We start from the raw sequence: 18,225 nt of genomic DNA on the forward strand, positions 1-18,225 counted from the left end.
AGCTAAAGCCTGGGTCTCACATTACCCGATTGGAGCGCTTATTATCCATACAAACACGGTTTAAGCACACTCGAGAACTTCGTTTTTGGTGATACGCCAGACAACATATCGATCCAAGCGGTATTAAAAGAGATCTACGAAAATCAAAACATTGGCGCTTCTGGCTCGAATCAATGGGAGATCATGCTTAATCAACTATCACGTGAATCCAACATTCGTCAGTTACCGCTAAAAACACTACTGGTGTATCTCGAAATTGAAGGTGTGATTGAGCCCAAGTACAGCTACTTCGCAGACTACAAATTTAAATTCATTCGTCCGAAACAGCAGATCACAGAGCAATTTCAAAGTGAACGTCGTCAATTTGTCGAAGCGATTTTCCAATGCTCTCCTCAAGCAAGAGTGTGGTGCCAAGTCGACTTCGATGCGCTTTGGACACACTTCCAAGCCGATCGTCAGCGTGTGATTGCGGCTATCGACTACTTCAATGAACAAGGTTGGATTGAACTAGAAAGCAAGCAGATCACCGATGTCTACGCGATCCACAATACTTCTGAAGATATGATGCAACTGTCAGAGCGTCTAACTGAGTTGTTTAAAGCAAAAGAAAACAGCGAGATAAACCGCCTTAACCAAATGCTGAATTTCTTTGAGGCGGATACTTGCCTAAGCTCACGCCTTGCGAGTTATTTTGCCGATGATAAAGCACCAACAAACTGCGGTCACTGCTCTGTATGTCGAGGAGAAGTGGCAATCTTACCAACCGTTGATGTTGAACCTATCGATGATGAGACGGTGATGACATGGATACATGAGTTTATTTCGGCTAGCCAACAACTGATTACCGACGAGGCAATTACTCGCTTCTTATGTGGAATCGCCACCCCGCTTTCAACCAAACTCAAAGCCAGTAAAATGGTCGGTTACGGCAAGCTAGAGCAGCAACCGTTCAGTGATACCTTAGCGCGAGTAAAACAACTTCCTAGGTAATTCTTACTTATAAAAAACCGACTAGGCTATGAAGCGTAGTCGGTATTCATCTCACTCATTATCTTTAAAAGAAGCTCAACTGACGCATTTGGTCTTTAGGTTGCAGCATTACGCTTAAACCAAGCAGGCGTATTTCTCGCCCCTGTTGTCTTTTCAGTATTTCACTAAGCAGCTCTTTGAAGTGTTCACGATCGAGAGAGGCATGGATGTGTTCAATCGTGGTTTGTTGAAAGTCGGCGAACTTGAGCTTAATGCCCTGCTTGATGATCGCTTTACTTGGGCTAGCCTTTTCTAAGCGAGTTTCGAGTTCAGGAAATAGCTTATCTTCGATTACCTGCCAACATTCTGCGTAGCTTGAAATGTTTTGGGTAAAGGTGCGCTCTACACCTACCGATTTTCGCTCGCGCTCGATGATAACTTCTCGATCATCAATGCCATGACTGCGCTTCCAGAGTGATGCACCTTGACGGCCAAACTTGAGTAGCAGGTCTCGATAGTCAGACTCTTTGATATCCTTACAAGTAAAGAAACCCGCTTGGTGCAGCTTTTCTATGCTCACTTTGCCGACACCGGGAATCTTTTCAAGTGGTAGCTCATCGATCACTGATTGCACGTCTTGTGGAGGGATAACAAACTGACCATTGGGCTTATTCAGATCTGAGGCCACTTTCGCCAAGAATTTAATCGGTGCAATTCCTGCAGAAGCTGTCAGGTTCAGTTCGTTCCAAATATCACGGCGAATAGACTCGGCAATAAGTGTTGCTGAACCGTGACACCGCTTAGAATCGGTGACATCAAGGAAAGCTTCATCCAAGGAAAGTGGTTCAATGATTGATGTGTATCGAGAGAAGATTTCACGGATCTTTTTAGATATCTCGACATAGACCGACATTCTTCCCGGCACAACCAATAGATTAGGACAAAGCTGTAGGGCCTTTCCGGTAGGCATTGCAGAGCGAACACCAAACTTGCGGGCTTCATAATTACAGGTGCTCAAAACGCCGCGTTGCTTTTCATGCCCACCAACAGCTAACGGGCGATTTCGGTAAGCAGGGTTATCACGCATTTCTACAGCCGCGTAAAAACAATCCATATCGACATGGATTATTTTTCTGACTTTCTCTTGGTCCGAACTGCACATTTGGAAATAACTCAACCTTACAACTGTATCTATGAACAGTATAATCAATTATTCTCAGATTTAAAATGATCTGGAGTCCAGCTCAACAGGTTTCACTTCATTCGCCGCCCACTATTCTGATAGTATTGTTAGGAGTATTTAGTCTATAAGTAGGGATAGCTTTTGAGTGAAAAAATACTAGTGGTAGAGGATAGTCGCGCATTCAGAAACTATCTTTACCAACAATTTAAGAACGATGGCTATGAAGTTGCGTTGGCGGAATCTGTAGAAGAAGCCAAAGCGATCTTAGAGCAAGAAACGGATTTCTTGTGTGCAGTCCTCGACTACTGTTTACCTGACGGCCAAGACGGCGAGATCATTGATCTCGTCTTAGGCTATCAACAGAAAATCATTGTCCTGACCGGGATGTTCGACAATCAACTGCGAGAGCAAGTCCTAGCCAAAGGCGTTATCGATTACATACTTAAAGACAGTATGTCATCAGTAAGCTACCTACTTCCCCTGGTTCAAAGAATTTCGAATAATCGCCATCACAAAGCATTGGTTGTCGATGATTCAGCGGTCGTTCGCCGTTACATAGCTCAACTTCTAGAACACCAATATATCCAAACTATCCAAGCCGAAGATGGCGAACAAGCATTAAAGCTCCTTCATAACGATCCCGATATTACGTTCGTTGTTACAGACCATGATATGCCGAAGAAAGACGGTATAGCGATGATCCGTGAGATACGACGCGATCACGACAGAAACCAGTTGGCTATTCTAGGGTTATCAGGCAGCGATGATCGCACCATGACAGCTCGATTCCTTAAAGCGGGGGCTAACGACTTCCTTTACAAGCCTTTTAACCAAGAAGAATTTTTTTGCCGTATCCATCAACTGCTTGATATGAAAGAAGCGGCCAACGAGCTATTTCGACATGCCAACGAGGATGCTCTTACTGGCTTATGGAATCGTCGCTACCTGTTCAATCATCCTTGTAAAGGCTGCGATCAACGAAACATCGCGATGATGGACATCGACTTCTTTAAGAAAGTGAATGATACCTTTGGACACGATGGTGGTGATGCCGTGCTGATCGATGTAGGGAAAATAATCAAAGATCATTTCAAAGACGATGTCGCTGTGCGCTTTGGTGGCGAAGAGTTTTGTATTCAGTCGTGCGGCGCATTTGAAAGCTTTGTTGACAACTTAGAGTCCATGAGAGAAGCCATTGAAAGCCATGTTGTTGAGCATGACTCTCAAAGAATCAAGGTCAGTATCAGTATCGGCGTAACCGATTTAGACGCGAAGTTAGATGAACAGATCAAAGCCGCTGATGAGCTTCTTTATACGGCAAAAGAGCAAGGTAGAAACCAACTAGTGTTTGCGCGTAACAGCATGCAAATCGAACAATAGTCATTCGCCTCTGTTTCCATTTTTGGTATGCCAAGATTAATTGCTAGACCTCAAAACTAAAAAAGCTCAAGACGATAATCTTGAGCTTTTCAATTTGAGGGCATAGATAACTCTATCCCCTATGACTGTCACCCATTAAGCGATACGGTCTTTACTCCAAGCCGCTTCTTTTTGTTGACGCTCAGCCAGCTTCTCTTCACGGTAAGCTTCACGTGCTTCACGCTTCTTACGCGCGTCACAAGGTTCAGGGCAGTTACATACTTTATCAATACCAACAGCACCCAAACCGCCACAGCTACCTTTCACAACTTTCTTTTGGATAATGTAGCCAATTGACATCGCTGCGATTACTGCAAGAAAAACACCAAATGTAATCAGAAATGTATTCATAATTATCTCGCTTACCTTATTTACCTAAGTATGGCTTAAATGCTTCAGAAGCAATTTCTTTAAAGCCATCTGCTGTTTTTACCACCATGAACACTGGGATGTTATGTTGGTTTGCGACTTCCATTCCTTTTTCCTCACCTAAGACCATAAGGCCCGTAGATAAGCCGTCTGCAGTCATTGAAGACGGGTTTAAAACAGTCACAGAAACCACTTTATGGTGAAGAGGCTTTCCTGTTTCAGGGTTGATGATGTGTGAGTAACGAACACCATCACGTTCAAAATAGTTACGGTAATCACCAGAGGTTGCGATAGCCATATCACCCGGCTCGATGATCTCTTGGATATTACGCTCATCAACGCTTGGTTTCTCAATCGCGATACGCCAGCCCACGTTCTCACGGTTTAAACCTTTCAGACGAATTTCGCCACCGACTTCAACCATGTAGTTGTGAATACCGATAGAATCAAGGTAGTCAGCGACGACGTCAACACCCCAACCTTTTGCAATCGTGGATAGATCGACATACAGGTTAGGTAGGTCTTTCTTCAACATGTTGCCTTCAACACTAAGATGATGGATACCAATCTTAGCCTTGCGAGCCGCCAGCTCTTCATCTGATGGCACAACTTCAGGACGAGCTTCAGGACCAAAACCCCATAAGTTAACTAACGGACCAACCGTTACATCCAGAGCTCCTTCAGTAAGACCGTTCAAACGAATCGCTTCTTTCACAACCGTCGCTGTTTGCTCAGATACTTCGAACGCATCCGCACCTTTATGCTGGTTGAAACGGCTTAATTCGGAATCTTCACGGTAAGTCGACATCTGGTCGTTTACTTCTTCAAGTAGACGATCGATCTCTGTATGAACTTCATTAGACTCAGGAAATTCATCACCATTGATGTATTTAATATTGTAACTCGTGCCCATCGTTGGGCCACTCAAATGCACTTGCTCTCTTGACTGCTCACAGCCCGCAAGAAAAATCAAAGAAGTTAATGCAACAAGCCAAATTCTCACTTGCTTACTCCTGTCTAATGTTGAGGATTTATATAAGGAAAAATAAGAGTAAAAAATAGGTATTTTGAATGCCTTACTCTTTCTTATATAAGCCAGTATGTTGTCAAAAGCTGTCTTAGAAAAACAAATGGCTGACTCGTAGGAGTCAGCCATAATATCAATCACTTAAGTGGATTAACCACCGAAGTCATCTAGTAGGATGTTTTCATCTTCTACACCAAGATCTTTCAGCATGCCGATAACAGCAGCGTTCATCATCGGTGGACCACACATGTAGTACTCACAATCTTCAGGAGCTTCGTGATCCTTCAGGTAGTTTTCGTACAGTACATTGTGGATGAAACCAGTGTAACCGTCCCAGTTGTCCTCTGGTTGAGGATCAGACAGTGCACAGTGCCACACGAAGTTTTCGTTTGCAGCCGCTAGGCCATCGAAATCTTCAATGTAGAACATCTCACGCTTAGAACGTGCGCCATACCAGTAAGACATCTTACGAGTAGACTTAAGACGCTTAAGTTGGTCGAAGATATGAGAACGCATAGGCGCCATACCTGCACCACCACCGATGAATACCATTTCATTGTCTGTGTCTTTAGCAAAGAACTCACCAAATGGACCAGAAATAGTACATTTGTCGCCTTCTTTAAGAGACCAGATGTATGAAGACATAACACCAGGAGCTACGTCAGGGTTGTTTGGCGGCGGAGTTGCGATACGCACGTTAAGCTTGATGATGCCTTTCTCTTCTGGGTATGAAGCCATAGAGTAAGCACGGATCGAATGCTCTTTAACGATAGACTCATAACGGAACAAGTTGAACTTATCCCAGTCACCACGGTATTCCTCAGGAATATCGTAATCTGCGTATTTCACGTGATGTGGTTCAGCTTCAATCTGAATGTAACCACCCGCGCGGAACGGAACTTCTTCACCTTCAGGGATCGCTAGAGCAAGTTCTTTGATGAAAGTAGCTTCGTTGTTATTCGAGATAACAGTACATTCCCACTTTTTAACACCAAAGATATCTTCGTCTAGTTCAATCTCCATGTCAGTTTTCATAGCAACTTGACATGCAAGACGTTCGCCTTCGCGAGCTTCACCTTTTGTGATGTGATCAAGTTCAGTTGGAAGGATGTCGCCACCACCAGACTTAACTTTTACACGACACTGACCACAAGAGCCACCGCCACCACAAGCAGAAGATACGAAGATACCAGCGCCAGCCAGGGCACCAAGTAGCTTGCTACCAGGTTGAGTAACGATCGCCTTTTCAGGGTCGCCGTTTACTGAAATAGTGATGTCACCTGATGGTACTAACTTAGACTTAGCGAAAAGAATCACTAGTACTAGAGCCAGTACAATAATGGTAAACATCGCTACGCCAAGAATAATACTAAACATTTGTTATTCCTTATTACTGGGTGCTTACCCTACAGTTGAACACCAGAGAAAGACATAAAGCCTAACGCCATCAGACCAACAGTAATGAACGTGATACCAAGGCCACGAAGACCTGGAGGTACGTCAGAGTACTTCATCTTCTCACGGATACCCGCAAGAGCAACGATAGCTAACATCCAACCCACACCAGAACCGAAGCCGTAAACAACAGATTCAGCAAAGTTGTAGTCACGAGTTACCATGAAAGATACACCACCAAAGATTGCACAGTTAACTGTGATCAGTGGAAGGAAGATACCTAGTGCGTTGTACAAAGGTGGGAAGAAACGGTCTAGAACCATCTCTAGGATTTGTACAAGTGCCGCGATAACACCGATGAATGCGATGAAGTTAAGGAAACTTAAATCGACACCTTCAACAAGCGCGTTTTCTTTCAGGATGTGTGTGTAAACAAGGTTGTTTACAGGAACAGCGATTGTAAGTACTACAACTACCGCAACACCAAGACCAAAAGAAGTTTTAACTTTCTTAGATACCGCTAGGAATGTACACATACCTAGGAAGAAAGAAAGCGCCATGTTTTCGATGAAAATCGATTTAACTAGCAGACTAATATAATGTTCCATGACTACCTTACCCCTTCGCTTCTACTTGTTCTGGTTTGAACACACGAATTGCCCAAATCAAGAAACCAATTAGGAAGAATGCAGAAGGTGCTAGAAGCATCAAGCCGTTTGGCTGATACCAACCACCGTTGCTCACTAGAGGTAGTACTTCCATACCAAATAGTTTGCCAGAGCCTAGAAGCTCACGGAAGAAACCAACAGTGATAAGAACGAAACCGTAACCAAGACCGTTACCAAGACCATCGATTAGAGATGGGATTGGCGCAGACTTCATTGCGAATGCTTCAGCACGACCCATTACAATACAGTTAGTAATGATTAGGCCTACGAATACAGATAGCTGCTTAGAGATATCGTATAGGTATGCTTTAAGCACTTGGTCTACCACGATTACTAGTGATGCGATAATTGCCATCTGAACGATGATACGCACACTGTTAGGAATGTGGTTACGGATCAAAGAAACGAAGAAGTTAGACAGAGCAGTAACGAACATTACCGCGATAGTCATAACAAATGCTGTTTCTAGCTTAGTGGTTACCGCAAGAGCAGAACACACACCAAGAACCTGTAGCGCGATTGGGTTGTTGTCCAACACCGGCGCTAAGATGCTCTTTTTAATTTCTTTTGCACTAGACATTAGTTCAGACCTCCGTCACGAACTTTTGCTAGGAACGGACCAAAGCCCATATCACCTAACCAGAAGTCAAATGTATGTTGAACACCAACGCTAGTCAGTGTTGCACCAGAAAGGCCATCTACACCGTGCTCAGAACCTTGAGGAGCGCCACCTTTAACAACCTGAATAGCAGGTTTGTGGTTTTCGTCGAATAATTTCTTACCAACGAATTGAGCGCGCCAAGATGGGTTCTCAACTTCACCACCAAGTCCAGGAGTTTCACCTTGCTCGTAGTAAGTGATACCAGAAACTGTGTTGCCATCAGTTTCTACCGCAACGAATGCGTACATCATTGACCATAGACCGTTACCGTGAACAGGGATGATAACTTTAGAAGTTTCAGCGCCATCTTTCACAAGGTATACAGTACCCGTGTTAGCACGACGAAGGATCTTAGCGATGTCATCTTCAGCTGAAAGCTTGATTGACTGAGCTGGATCTTTTGCCGCTTTACGTTGGTCGTATGCAGCAGCATCGCCGTCAACGAAATCGCCAGTAGCGAAATCAACTAGACGAGGTTCAATGTTCTCTGCGTACAGTTCAGGGATATTACCCGCAAGTTCAATGCCCGCAACTTCAAGGATCTTAGTTTGCTGATCTAGAACCGCGTTAGCTTGTTGCTTAGGTTTAAGAACAACTGCAGCTGTTGAAACGATGATTGAGCACACTAGGCTCAATGCGATAACAACAAACAGCGTCTTTTTAATGCTATCGTTATTACTTGCCATAGCGCGCTAGTCTCCGCTTAATGTTCTTCTCGATTACAACGTGGTCAAACAGAGGAGCAAATAGGTTTGCGAATAGAATCGCAAGCATCATGCCTTCTGGGTATGCAGGGTTAACTACACGAATCATTACACACATTGCGCCGATTAGGATGCCGTACCACCACTTACCTTTGTTGGTAAATGAAGCTGATACTGGGTCAGTCGCCATGAAGAACATACCGAATGCGAAGCCACCTAGAACTAGGTGCCAGTGCCAAGGCATGCTGAACATTGCGTTAGTATCAGAACCGATCACGTTAAACAGCGTAGACACAGCAATCATACCGATCATTACACCAGCAATGATTCGCCATGAAGCGATACGCATGTAAACGATCATCGCAGCACCGATCATAAGTGCTAGAGTCGATACTTCACCGATAGAACCTGGGATGTTACCAATGAATGCGTCCATCCAAGTGATTGCTTCACCAGATGTTACGTTCATTAGTGCGCTACCGCCGCCTTGAGCCCATTGGCTAAGAGCAGTTGCACCAGAGAAACCATCTGCAGCAGTCCAAACTACGTCACCTGAAATCTGTGCAGGGTATGCAAAGAATAGGAACGCACGGCCAGCAAGTGCAGGGTTCAGGAAGTTACGACCCGTACCACCGAAGATCTCTTTAGCGACTACAACACCGAAGGTAATACCTAGTGCTGCTTGCCATAGAGGAAGTGTTGGCGGAACGATAAGCGCGAATAAGATAGAAGTAACAAAGAAACCTTCGTTTACTTCGTGCTTACGCACCATACAGAACAGAACTTCCCAGAAACCACCAACGATGAATACCGTTGCGTAGATAGGTAGGAAGTAAGTCGCACCAAGTAGCATCTTGCTGCCAACACCTGCATCGGCTCCTAAGGAGGCTCCAAGCATTTCGGTTAGCCAGTAGTGCCAGTTACCACTGATAACAGATGCTAGTTCAGCACCTGCATACATATGGTTAAGTGCTGCGATAGCTTGGCCACCCGCGTTGTACATACCCCAGAACATTGCTGGGAATACCGCGAACCAAACCATGATCATGATACGTTTTAAATCAACGCTATCACGAACGTGCGAGCTTTTCTTTGTAATAAGACCTGGCGTGTAGAACACTGTCGCTGCTGCTTCGTAAAGCGCAAACCACTTCTCGTGTTTACCACCTGGCTCAAAATGATGCTCGATGTCTTCAAGAAACTTTTTAAGGCCCATGAAAATTACCCTTCCTTCTCAATCGTATCTAGGCATTCACGAAGTAGTTGACCGTACTCGTACTTACCTGGACATACAAAGGTACACAATGCTACATCTTCTTCGTCTAGCTCTAGCGCACCTAGTGCTTGAGCACTATCAATGTCGCCTGCACATAGATCACGAAGCAGCAATGTAGGTTCCATATCTAGAGGCATTACGCGCTCGTAGTTACCAATTGGAACCATTGAGCGGTCACTACCGTTTGTTGTCGTTGTCATGTTGAACAACTGACCTTTAAACAGGTGACCAAGGAATGAACGAGTAACAGAGAACTTGTTCTTACCAGGCATAGCCCAGCCGAATAGCTCTTTATCACGACCTTCACGTAGAACAGAAACTTGCTGATGGTAACGACCAAGGAAAGCATGTGGACCTGTTGCTTCAGTACCCGTAAGTACAGAACCAGAAATCACACGAACTTCGCCTGGCATTAACTCGCTGTCTGTCAACTCTTCAAGGCTAGCACCAATTTGAGTACGAACTAGACGAGGGTTGTTCACCACTGGACCAGCCAGAGAAACAACACGCTCAGAGTAAATCTCACCAGTAAGGAAAAGCTTACCGAATGCGATAACATCTTGGTAGTTAATGCTCCACGCTACGTTTTGTGCATTTACCGGGTATAGGTAATGCATATGCGTGCCTGCAAGACCTGCAGGGTGTGGGCCATCAAAAACATGTTCTTCAACGTTAGACTGAGCTGAACGAGGTAAGCTAGTACCTTTTTTACAAACGTACACTTTACCGTTAGTCAGAGTTGAAAGAAGATCCAAACCAGCAACGAAAGCATCAGACTGCTCGTTAATGATTAATTCTGGCTCAGCTGCCAACGGATTAGTATCCATAGCAGTTACGAAAATAGCCTGAGTTTCAGAATCAATGGCTGGAACCTTGCTGAACGGACGAGTTCGCAAAGCGGTCCATGCGCCAGACTCAACTAACTGAGATTTAACCGTTTCACGGTCAAGACCTGCTAGTTGGCTAGCTTCATAGCTATTGAACGTGATTTGCTCATTGCCTGCTACTTCAATCACTACTGATTGAAGAACACGCTTAGCACCACGGTTCACTTCAATAACTTTACCGCTTGCTGGAGAAGTAAATACAACACCTGGGTTCTTTTTATCTGCAAAAAGAACTTGGCCTTTCTTCACTTCATCACCAACGCGAGCATGCATCGTAGGACGCATACCAACGTACTCTTCGCCAAGCAAGGCGACTTTAGTGATGGACTTACCATCATTAATCACCTGGGATGGAGTTCCTGCGATAGGAAGATCCAAACCCTTATTTATTGTAATCATACGCACTTGCACTACTTTATCGGGAAAAAGATTCTTTTAATTGCGTAAATTCAGGACGTTTTAAACTCGCCCTTAGACACGACATTACAGTGTCCGGTTTTGGTAAATTTGAGATACCAAAATCGCAACATTTTCATAATAAAATCACCACACGAATCATGTGAGATTTATCAGGTGCGATATTCTAGCATTTTTTGACAACTCGATGCCATGACCAATAACTTGAATACAGCCTTTATTTGGTGAGATTTGAAGCATATGGCCTCTCAAATATGTATAAATTTGACGAGCCGCACAGATAAAATGGCTTTTGAATCGTGTTTTAAACAAGAGATTAATACTCTGTCACAAACTAATATTTTACTAGTTATGTTGAAACACTGTTAATAAAAACATTACTCATTGTAGGTATTTGAGCTCGTTCAATTTGACATCAGTTTGGGTGATATAAGAACGAAAAATACATACGTTTGACGACAAAAAAAGCGCCATGGCGCTTTTCTCTGTATATAGGCCTTCTTACTTTCCGCCACCCATACACATTGGACTGTCTGGCACGCTATCTAGCTGCTTCATCCATTCATCTTTTGTATAAGTGTGAATAGACAGTGCGTGGATATTATTGGCTAACTCTTCTGAAAGTGCCTTATTTACCGCTCGATGACGAGCAATAAGACGCAAACCTTCAAACACATCGCTGACAACAATCACTTTGAAATGACTCTCAGAACCAGCCGGAACATTGTGCATATAGCTCTCATTGACCACGTTTAAATGACTTGGTGAAAACTCATTGTGCAATTTTGTTTCGATAACTTCTTGGATCATTGTGATTCCTTAATAACGTATTGGCATTATCCGTGGGCTGAGTATAAACCCTAACAGGTCGAGTGTCTGAGTATTTCATGGCGAATGGCATAGGTTTGGTTGAGTTTTTTCTATCTTGTTCAGCCTGCATTTGAGACAATATCTTTGTTATTTCTTACATAAGTATCTCAAGCAATGAAAACCGAACTTACCCTTCACGACAGAACTTTGACCTTACATCGTTTCCCGAAACGTTCAAATGAAACCCTTCAAGCTTGGGATGCGGGCGACGAATACATTATTAGCCATGTTGAAGAGATGAACCTTGAACCTGGTAAACACATCCTGATCATGAACGACAGCTTCGGTGCCCTATCGACTTGGTTCTCGAAAGATCATGATGTCACTATGATGAGCGACTCATTTATCTCTCACCGTGGCGCCCTGAAAAACTTGCAGCGCAATCAAAGTAACCGAGTGAACTTCTTGAACACGATGGATGATATCCCACACGGTATCGACCTTGTGATCATGCAGCTGCCAAAAACAAATCGTCACCTAATCTGGCAACTGAGCCAGCTACGCCAAGCATTGCCTGTAGGCTGCCAAGTGATTGGCGTCAACAAGGTAAAAGAGATTCACACTTCTACGCTTAACCTGTTCGAAAAGTACCTAGGCGAAACCAAAACATCACTAGCGAAGAAAAAACACCGCTTAGTATTCTCGTCTCCAAACTGCCAGCCTATTCAAACAGTAGAGCCTTTTGTTGAATGGGATGTGGACGGTGAAGATATCCGTCTGAAAAATTTACCAAATGTTTACTCAGGGGAAGCACTCGATCAAGGCGCTCGCTATATGCTAGAGCATATCCCTCAAGATCCAGAGCTGCGTCATATCATCGACCTAGGCTGTGGCAACGGTGTATTGAGCGTAAAAGCAGGGCAATTGAACCCACAAGCTCGTATCACCTGTGTGGATGAAAGCTTTATGGCGGTGGAGTCGGCGCGCCAAAACGTCAAGGATAACCTTGGTGAAGAAGGCAACTTCCAGTTCATCGCCAATAACTGTTTAGATGGCTTCAAGAAAAACAGCACCTACCTAGTGATGTGTAATCCTCCATTCCATCAGCAACAAGCGATTACGGATCACATTGCGTGGCAAATGTTCTGTGATGCAAAGCATGTTCTAAGCAATGGAGGCAAATTAATTGTTATTGGCAACCGACACCTCGGATACGATGTCAAACTAGCGAGACTATTTGGTGAAGCTAACGTTGAAACGCTTGAACTAAACCAAAAATTTGAGATATTACAAGCAACAAGAGAGCCTGCGAATTTTAATAAATAAGCAGAAACGACTTCACAAGAATTTAAGATACCGAGCTTCTGGTGTGAATTTAGAAAGGATAAAGGAATGAAAAAACTGATTTTGGCTGCTTCTATTATGGCTTTGACAGCATGTTCAGCCCCTCAGCAAGAACAGATCAATGTAATGCCAGAAGCTTCACTAAGCTCAAGCAACCTTGTACAAGGCAAAACATACACACTAACCAGTAAAGATGTTCGTGCCGCTCAATATGTTGCATTGGTTGATAGTGGCCGTTCAAACATTCAGCCAATTCACGCTAAGCAAAACATGCGTATTTCTCTAGAAAATGCTGTTGCACAGCAGTTAGAGTCTCAAGGTTTTCGTGCAAGCGTAAACAGTGAAAACTCAATTGTTTTGGAGATTCAAGAAGCGCTTGTTACCGTAGAACACACCATTATGGAAAACAAAATGGACGGTAAAGTAACGCTTGAAGTTACGGCTGAAACGCCTGAAGGCAAACTAGTGAAAACATTCAACGGTACTGCAACGCGCACTGGTGCCTTGAGTGCGTCAAATGACGACATCTCTATGGTTCTTAATGACGTGATTAACTTGGTTCTTACGGAAATCGCTAACGACCAAGAGCTACAAACTTACATGAAGGAACGTTTCTAATGGTTCGTATTTTATCTTCTATCGCATTAATGTTGGTGAGCGTGAGCGTTTGGGCTGGTCCTAAAGTGAACGTAGAAACAACATTAGGCGACTTCACAATTGAGCTTAACCAAGAACAAGCACCGGTTAGTGCGGAGAACTTCCTAAAATACGTTGCTGACGGCAGCTACGAAGGCACTATCTTCCACCGTGTTATTCCTGGCTTTATGGCTCAAGGTGGCGGCTTCGATCAAGAGATGAATCAACAAGCAACTTACGCTCCTATCAAGAATGAAGGCAGCAATGGCTTGAAGAACGATACAGCAACAATCGCGATGGCTCGTACTAATGCGCCAGATTCTGCAACTCGTCAGTTCTTCATTAACTTCTCTGATAATGACTTCTTGAACGCAAAAGGTAGCAACCCAGGCTACGCTGTATTCGGCAAAGTAACTGAAGGTTTTGATGTTGTTCAAAAGATGGCAACGATTCCAACCAAGCGAATGGGCCGCATGTCAGACATACCAGTTGACCCAATCGTCATCACTAAAGTGACCCTTCTTAAGTAATCCAATGTAACGCCCTTATTTCTTAAGGGCGTTTTTCTATACAAGGACGCCCTATGTCATCAGGCACTCCCTCTCTTTCTTGGATGCAGACTTTTCGCAGCTACCTAGATAAACGTCTACTTTGGGTGTTTATGCTCGGCTGTTCGAGTGGCTTCCCATGGGTTCTTATTGGATCCAACATGTCTGGCTGGCTAAAAGATGCAGGTTTAACGCGTGCTGCCATTGGCTACTTTGGTAGTGTGTTTGCCGTGTATGCGATTAACTTTTTATGGGCACCATTGGTAGACCGAGTAAAACTGCCGGTGCTTCACGCAATACTCGGCCAGCGCCGCAGTTGGATCTTTTTCTGCCAAACCATTGTTTTAATCGGCACCTTATTCATCGCAGGCGTCAATCCCGCAGAGAATTTGGCGTTTACCTCAATGTTGGCGCTCGCTATTGCCATTGCCTCAGCCACGCAAGACATCGCGATTGATGCATTTCGTATTGATACCTTCCCAAAATCCGAAGCATCAAAACTGCCGCAAGCTTCCGCAATGGCCGTAATTGGGTGGTGGACGGGGTATTCACTACCAGGCTACCTTGCCTTTATTAATGCAGACTCAATCGGTTGGAATGGCGTGTATTACGGAATGGCAGGTGTCGTTGTTGTATTAATGCTGTTTACTCTTTTTGTCGGAGAGCCAAATACACAACGTGAAGCCCTACAAGAACAAGCACAACAGCGACACAATAAAGTGGTCGGCTCAAAGCTTGTCGCTTGGTTCAGTGTGACGGTAATTGAACCATTTTATGATTTCTTCAAAAGAAACGGAGTTCAAGTTGCCATTACTCTATTGCTGTTTGTGTTCCTATTTAAGATAGGTGAAGCCTTCCTAGGTCGCATGTCGATCACCTTCTATAAAGAGATAGGTTTCAGTAATGAACAGATCGGCCACTATTCGAAGTTAATTGGTTGGGGCGCAACAATATTCTTCACCTTGTTAGGCAGTATCTTCAATGTCAGGTTCGGTATTGTGCGCGGGTTGATGATTGGCGGTATAGCAATGGCAGCCAGTAACCTGATGTTTGCATGGATAGCTAAAGCGGGCCCAAGTGAAACTCTGTTCTTGGCAACAATTATTGTCGATAACTTTACAACGGCATTCTCGACAGTAGCATTCGTGTCTTTCTTAACACTATTAACTGGGCAAGCCTTCTCTGCAACCCAGTATGCATTACTCGCATCCTTGGGTAACTTCGGTCGCACCACGTTGGCTTCCTTCAGTGGTGAGTTGGTTGATTTCCTCAATGATTGGTCAACCTTCTTTATACTGACCTCATTAATGGTCATTCCAAGCTTGATCATGCTTTATTCGTTACGCCACTTTTTCACTGATTTATTAGAGAAAGCCAAAACTAACCAAGAATAGAGTCAAAGAAAACAAATAAGAAGAGGGTAGCATTGATCTACCCTCTTCTACGTTCGGTCTTCAGATCTAGTCTGTTGTGTCGCTCACGATAAGATTAAAACCTGTTCCCATCGAATCATCAATCGCCACAACCAAAGGCTGACCCGCTACAGTAATCGTCACAAAGTAAGACCCCGCCGCAACATAAATGCCATTCGCATAATCTTTGAATTTCACATCACTTAGCGCCGGAGTGCTGCCAGCAATACCCACCGTTTTCGGTCAAAGATAGATCAAAGACTGGATTGTAAGACGGGTTGAATTGTCATTTTTTAAGAGAAAACGCTTAGAAAAGAATACTGTTGATTTTGATATGCATATCACTCTATTTAGTATAATCGTTTGCTTAGAGCATCAATTCACCAATTTATCTACAAAATAATCAGATTTCACAAAATCAATAGAATCCAAAGTGCATCAAGATGCACTACCACCTTAAAGTTCCATCATTTAGATCATTAGTGTGATCAACTTCAAATTAATAATTGTAGTTTTCACTCTGTCTCACTTTTATTTGAGAACAAAATCGCTATTATGCTCGGCATTCGGACATCATAAACACGCACGGATTAGCGGGTTACTTATTTCAAACATAGAGAGTTCCATTATGCGTAAATCACTTTTAACTCTTGGCCTACTTGCAGCAGCATCTGCTCCAGTAATGGCGGCTGATTATTCTGACGGCGACATCCATAAGAACGATTACAAATGGATGCAATTCAACCTTATGGCTGCAATTGACGAACTTCCAGGTGAGTCTTCACATGATTACCTAGAGATGGAATTCGGTGGCCGCTCGGGAATCTTCGACCTTTATGGCTATGTTGACGTATTCAACCTAACGTCTGATCCAGGCAGCGATAAAGCTGGTGCTGAAAAGATGTTCATGAAGTTCGCTCCTCGTATGTCTCTAGACGGACTTACAGGTAAAGATCTTTCTTTCGGTCCAGTTCAAGAGCTTTACGTATCTACACTTATGGAATGGGGTGGTAACTCTGGCGTTAACACTCAAAAAGTTGGTTTAGGTTCTGACGTAATGGTTCCGTGGTTAGGCAAAATTGGCCTAAACCTTTACGGTACATACGATTCAAACAACAAAGATTGGAACGGTTACCAAGTTTCTGCAAACTGGTTTAAACCTTTCTACTTCTTCGAGAACGGTTCATTCGTCTCTTACCAAGGTTACATCGATTACCAATTTGGTCTGGAAGACAAGTACTCTTCTGCAAGTAACGGTGGTGCAATGTACAATGGTATCTACTGGCACTCAGATCGTTTTGCTGTTGGTTACGGCCTAAAAGGTTACAAAGACATCTACGGTATTAAAGATACTGATGGATTCAAATCAACAGGCTTCGGTCACTACGTTGCAGTAACTTACAAGTTCTAATCGAACTTCTAAGAAAGTTTCCTAAATGGCACCCTCGGGTGCCATTTTTTATTGCTTTCATTTAATGCCTCGCTATCCTTGCAGCATCACTTTCTTATCTCGGTATTGCTGTGAACATCACTATTGTTGGGCCAGGGGCCATCGGCTCTTTATGGGCAATAAAACTACTTCAAGCTGGTCATAATGTGTCTTTGTGGAGTCGTTCCACTGATAACTCAATTGACTTATCACTTGATGGACAAGCTTCCCTTTCCTTCAGTAACAACAATATCGAAAAGCTATCAGCGAGTGACTTGGTTATTTTCACGGTCAAAGCTTGGCAAATAGCAGAAGCAACCACTCCACTGCTTCAACATCTCGATCCCGACACCATTCTCATATTCATGCATAACGGAATGGGGGCGGTCGACAACATCGCCACTCAAATTGATACTCACCCGATAGTATTGGCAACCACGACCCAAGCAGCATTCAAACCTGATCGTAATAGTGTATCTCACACAGGAATAGGGCAAACCCAGTTAGGTGCTTTTAACCAAACGGGTCAGCAGTGCACGTTTTTAGTTGATGTGTTGGATCATGCTCTCCCCGCTGTGAGTTGGAACCCACAAATAAAAACCGCGCTTTGGACTAAACTCGCCATAAATTGTGCTATCAACCCACTTACTGGGTTGGAACAAATCAAGAATGGTGAACTTGCAGACCAAAGGTTTGAGGGTATTTTAAGTTCTATCGTTGAAGAGCTCACACAAGTTATGCAGGCCGAAGAGATAGCTTGTTCATTCGACGGATTAGAAGCAAGTGTCAACAAGGTTATCCACGCTACGGCTCAAAACAACTCATCCATGAAGCAGGATATGTTTTACCAACGTAAGACAGAGATCGACTTCATCACTGGACACCTAATAAAAACAGCGCTTAAGCATCAGATAGAAGTTCCCGTTAACCAAAAACTGTTCGATCAGGTCAAAGAGCAAGAAAATAGCTGGAATCATCAAGATTAGTCAGCAACGGTCAACAAGTCGCGATAAAATAACAATACCGCTAAGCATAACGCTGGCACCAATTTCCAAGATTTTAGGTAAGAAT

17 protein-coding genes and 2 pseudogenes are annotated in these 18,225 nt (G+C 43.7%); 8 read left to right on the forward strand and 11 right to left on the reverse strand.

Annotated features, from left to right (window positions below; translation table 11 throughout):
- Positions 1-51: 51 nt before the first annotated feature.
- Positions 52-990: pseudogene (locus AB6E51_RS21215) on the forward strand (RecQ family zinc-binding domain-containing protein); the annotation flags it as partial.
- Positions 991-1,054: 64 nt separating this feature from the next.
- Here AB6E51_RS21215 and dinB read toward each other — a convergent pair.
- Positions 1,055-2,131, reverse strand: a complete 1,077-nt coding sequence (gene dinB / locus AB6E51_RS21220) for a DNA polymerase IV (protein WP_029235195.1) — start codon at positions 2,129-2,131, stop codon at positions 1,055-1,057.
- Between the two features lie 162 nt (positions 2,132-2,293).
- Between dinB and AB6E51_RS21225 the strand changes: the two genes are divergently transcribed.
- Positions 2,294-3,532 (forward strand): response regulator, encoded by a 1,239-nt coding sequence (locus AB6E51_RS21225; RefSeq protein ID WP_017064183.1) that lies wholly within the window; start codon positions 2,294-2,296, stop codon positions 3,530-3,532.
- 135 nt (positions 3,533-3,667) lie between these two features.
- On the opposite strand, the gene nqrM is transcribed toward AB6E51_RS21225, so the two are convergent.
- The 9 genes from nqrM to bolA all read right to left on the reverse strand — a co-directional run bounded on the left by nqrM (position 3,668) and on the right by bolA (position 11,785).
- Positions 3,668-3,922, reverse strand: a complete 255-nt coding sequence (nqrM, locus tag AB6E51_RS21230; protein WP_009848378.1) for a (Na+)-NQR maturation NqrM — start codon at positions 3,920-3,922, stop codon at positions 3,668-3,670.
- A gap of 16 nt (positions 3,923-3,938) precedes the next feature.
- Positions 3,939-4,943, reverse strand: a complete 1,005-nt coding sequence (locus AB6E51_RS21235; RefSeq protein ID WP_017059913.1) for an FAD:protein FMN transferase — start codon at positions 4,941-4,943, stop codon at positions 3,939-3,941.
- 174 nt (positions 4,944-5,117) lie between these two features.
- A complete protein-coding gene (gene nqrF / locus AB6E51_RS21240; RefSeq protein ID WP_017059912.1) occupies positions 5,118-6,344 on the reverse strand; it encodes an NADH:ubiquinone reductase (Na(+)-transporting) subunit F in 1,227 nt (408 codons plus the stop codon).
- Between the two features lie 29 nt (positions 6,345-6,373).
- The gene (nqrE, locus tag AB6E51_RS21245) at positions 6,374-6,970 is read right to left on the reverse strand and encodes an NADH:ubiquinone reductase (Na(+)-transporting) subunit E (RefSeq protein ID WP_009848375.1); all 597 of its coding nucleotides are present in this window, start codon (positions 6,968-6,970) and stop codon (positions 6,374-6,376) included.
- Between the two features lie 7 nt (positions 6,971-6,977).
- Positions 6,978-7,610, reverse strand: a complete 633-nt coding sequence (locus tag AB6E51_RS21250; protein WP_008223083.1) for an NADH:ubiquinone reductase (Na(+)-transporting) subunit D — start codon at positions 7,608-7,610, stop codon at positions 6,978-6,980.
- Complete coding sequence (locus AB6E51_RS21255) at positions 7,610-8,377, reverse strand: Na(+)-translocating NADH-quinone reductase subunit C (RefSeq protein WP_017059911.1); 768 nt, start codon at positions 8,375-8,377, stop codon at positions 7,610-7,612. The genes AB6E51_RS21250 and AB6E51_RS21255 overlap by 1 nt, the downstream gene beginning before the upstream one ends.
- A complete protein-coding gene (locus tag AB6E51_RS21260; RefSeq protein WP_017067139.1) occupies positions 8,367-9,611 on the reverse strand; it encodes an NADH:ubiquinone reductase (Na(+)-transporting) subunit B in 1,245 nt (414 codons plus the stop codon). Before AB6E51_RS21260 ends, AB6E51_RS21255 begins: the two co-directional genes overlap by 11 nt.
- A gap of 5 nt (positions 9,612-9,616) precedes the next feature.
- Positions 9,617-10,957 carry a Na(+)-translocating NADH-quinone reductase subunit A gene (locus AB6E51_RS21265; protein WP_372058766.1) on the reverse strand — a complete coding sequence of 447 codons (1,341 nt, stop codon included), beginning with the start codon at positions 10,955-10,957 and terminating at the stop codon, positions 9,617-9,619.
- 519 nt (positions 10,958-11,476) lie between these two features.
- Entirely contained in the window at positions 11,477-11,785 is a 309-nt protein-coding gene (gene bolA / locus AB6E51_RS21270; protein WP_017059909.1) for a transcriptional regulator BolA, read from the reverse strand.
- A gap of 174 nt (positions 11,786-11,959) precedes the next feature.
- On the opposite strand from bolA, the gene AB6E51_RS21275 reads away from it, so the two are divergent.
- The 4 genes from AB6E51_RS21275 (at position 11,960) to AB6E51_RS21290 (ending at position 15,707) form a co-directional block, all read left to right on the forward strand.
- Positions 11,960-13,111 carry a methyltransferase gene (locus AB6E51_RS21275; RefSeq protein ID WP_136974112.1) on the forward strand — a complete coding sequence of 384 codons (1,152 nt, stop codon included), beginning with the start codon at positions 11,960-11,962 and terminating at the stop codon, positions 13,109-13,111.
- 66 nt (positions 13,112-13,177) lie between these two features.
- Positions 13,178-13,747 (forward strand): YajG family lipoprotein, encoded by a 570-nt coding sequence (locus AB6E51_RS21280; protein WP_017059907.1) that lies wholly within the window; start codon positions 13,178-13,180, stop codon positions 13,745-13,747.
- Positions 13,747-14,295, forward strand: a complete 549-nt coding sequence (locus AB6E51_RS21285; RefSeq protein ID WP_017067737.1) for a peptidylprolyl isomerase — start codon at positions 13,747-13,749, stop codon at positions 14,293-14,295. Before AB6E51_RS21280 ends, AB6E51_RS21285 begins: the two co-directional genes overlap by 1 nt.
- A gap of 53 nt (positions 14,296-14,348) precedes the next feature.
- The gene (locus AB6E51_RS21290) at positions 14,349-15,707 is read left to right on the forward strand and encodes an AmpG family muropeptide MFS transporter (protein WP_372058765.1); all 1,359 of its coding nucleotides are present in this window, start codon (positions 14,349-14,351) and stop codon (positions 15,705-15,707) included.
- A 66-nt stretch (positions 15,708-15,773) separates the two neighbouring features.
- Here AB6E51_RS21290 and AB6E51_RS21295 read toward each other — a convergent pair.
- Positions 15,774-15,993, reverse strand: a pseudogene (locus AB6E51_RS21295) (2-dehydropantoate 2-reductase); the annotation flags it as partial.
- A gap of 360 nt (positions 15,994-16,353) precedes the next feature.
- Here AB6E51_RS21295 and AB6E51_RS21300 point away from each other — a divergent pair.
- Entirely contained in the window at positions 16,354-17,136 is a 783-nt protein-coding gene (locus AB6E51_RS21300; RefSeq protein WP_017059903.1) for an outer membrane protein OmpK, read from the forward strand.
- Between the two features lie 110 nt (positions 17,137-17,246).
- Positions 17,247-18,140 (forward strand): 2-dehydropantoate 2-reductase, encoded by an 894-nt coding sequence (gene panE, locus AB6E51_RS21305; protein WP_229647798.1) that lies wholly within the window; start codon positions 17,247-17,249, stop codon positions 18,138-18,140.
- Positions 18,141-18,225: the final 85 nt, after the last annotated feature.

Source organism: Vibrio sp. 10N.247.311.47 (genome assembly GCF_041467535.1).
GTDB lineage: Bacteria > Pseudomonadota > Gammaproteobacteria > Enterobacterales > Vibrionaceae > Vibrio > Vibrio crassostreae_C.

Bases quoted from the DNA above. Each gene is read 5' to 3' on its own strand.
- bolA (WP_017059909.1), bottom strand. From the start codon at position 11,785: ATGATCCAAGAAGTTATCGAAACAAAATTGCACAATGAGTTTTCACCA.
- AB6E51_RS21250 (WP_008223083.1), bottom strand. From the start codon at position 7,610: ATGTCTAGTGCAAAAGAAATTAAAAAGAGCATCTTAGCGCCGGTGTTG.
- AB6E51_RS21290 (WP_372058765.1), top strand. From the start codon at position 14,349: ATGTCATCAGGCACTCCCTCTCTTTCTTGGATGCAGACTTTTCGCAGC.
- AB6E51_RS21265 (WP_372058766.1), bottom strand. From the start codon at position 10,957: ATGATTACAATAAATAAGGGTTTGGATCTTCCTATCGCAGGAACTCCA.
- AB6E51_RS21275 (WP_136974112.1), top strand. From the start codon at position 11,960: ATGAAAACCGAACTTACCCTTCACGACAGAACTTTGACCTTACATCGT.
- nqrM (WP_009848378.1), bottom strand. From the start codon at position 3,922: ATGAATACATTTCTGATTACATTTGGTGTTTTTCTTGCAGTAATCGCA.
- nqrF (WP_017059912.1), bottom strand. From the start codon at position 6,344: ATGTTTAGTATTATTCTTGGCGTAGCGATGTTTACCATTATTGTACTG.
- AB6E51_RS21255 (WP_017059911.1), bottom strand. From the start codon at position 8,377: ATGGCAAGTAATAACGATAGCATTAAAAAGACGCTGTTTGTTGTTATC.
- nqrE (WP_009848375.1), bottom strand. From the start codon at position 6,970: ATGGAACATTATATTAGTCTGCTAGTTAAATCGATTTTCATCGAAAAC.
- AB6E51_RS21285 (WP_017067737.1), top strand. From the start codon at position 13,747: ATGGTTCGTATTTTATCTTCTATCGCATTAATGTTGGTGAGCGTGAGC.
- AB6E51_RS21260 (WP_017067139.1), bottom strand. From the start codon at position 9,611: ATGGGCCTTAAAAAGTTTCTTGAAGACATCGAGCATCATTTTGAGCCA.
- AB6E51_RS21280 (WP_017059907.1), top strand. From the start codon at position 13,178: ATGAAAAAACTGATTTTGGCTGCTTCTATTATGGCTTTGACAGCATGT.
- AB6E51_RS21300 (WP_017059903.1), top strand. From the start codon at position 16,354: ATGCGTAAATCACTTTTAACTCTTGGCCTACTTGCAGCAGCATCTGCT.
- dinB (WP_029235195.1), bottom strand. From the start codon at position 2,131: ATGTGCAGTTCGGACCAAGAGAAAGTCAGAAAAATAATCCATGTCGAT.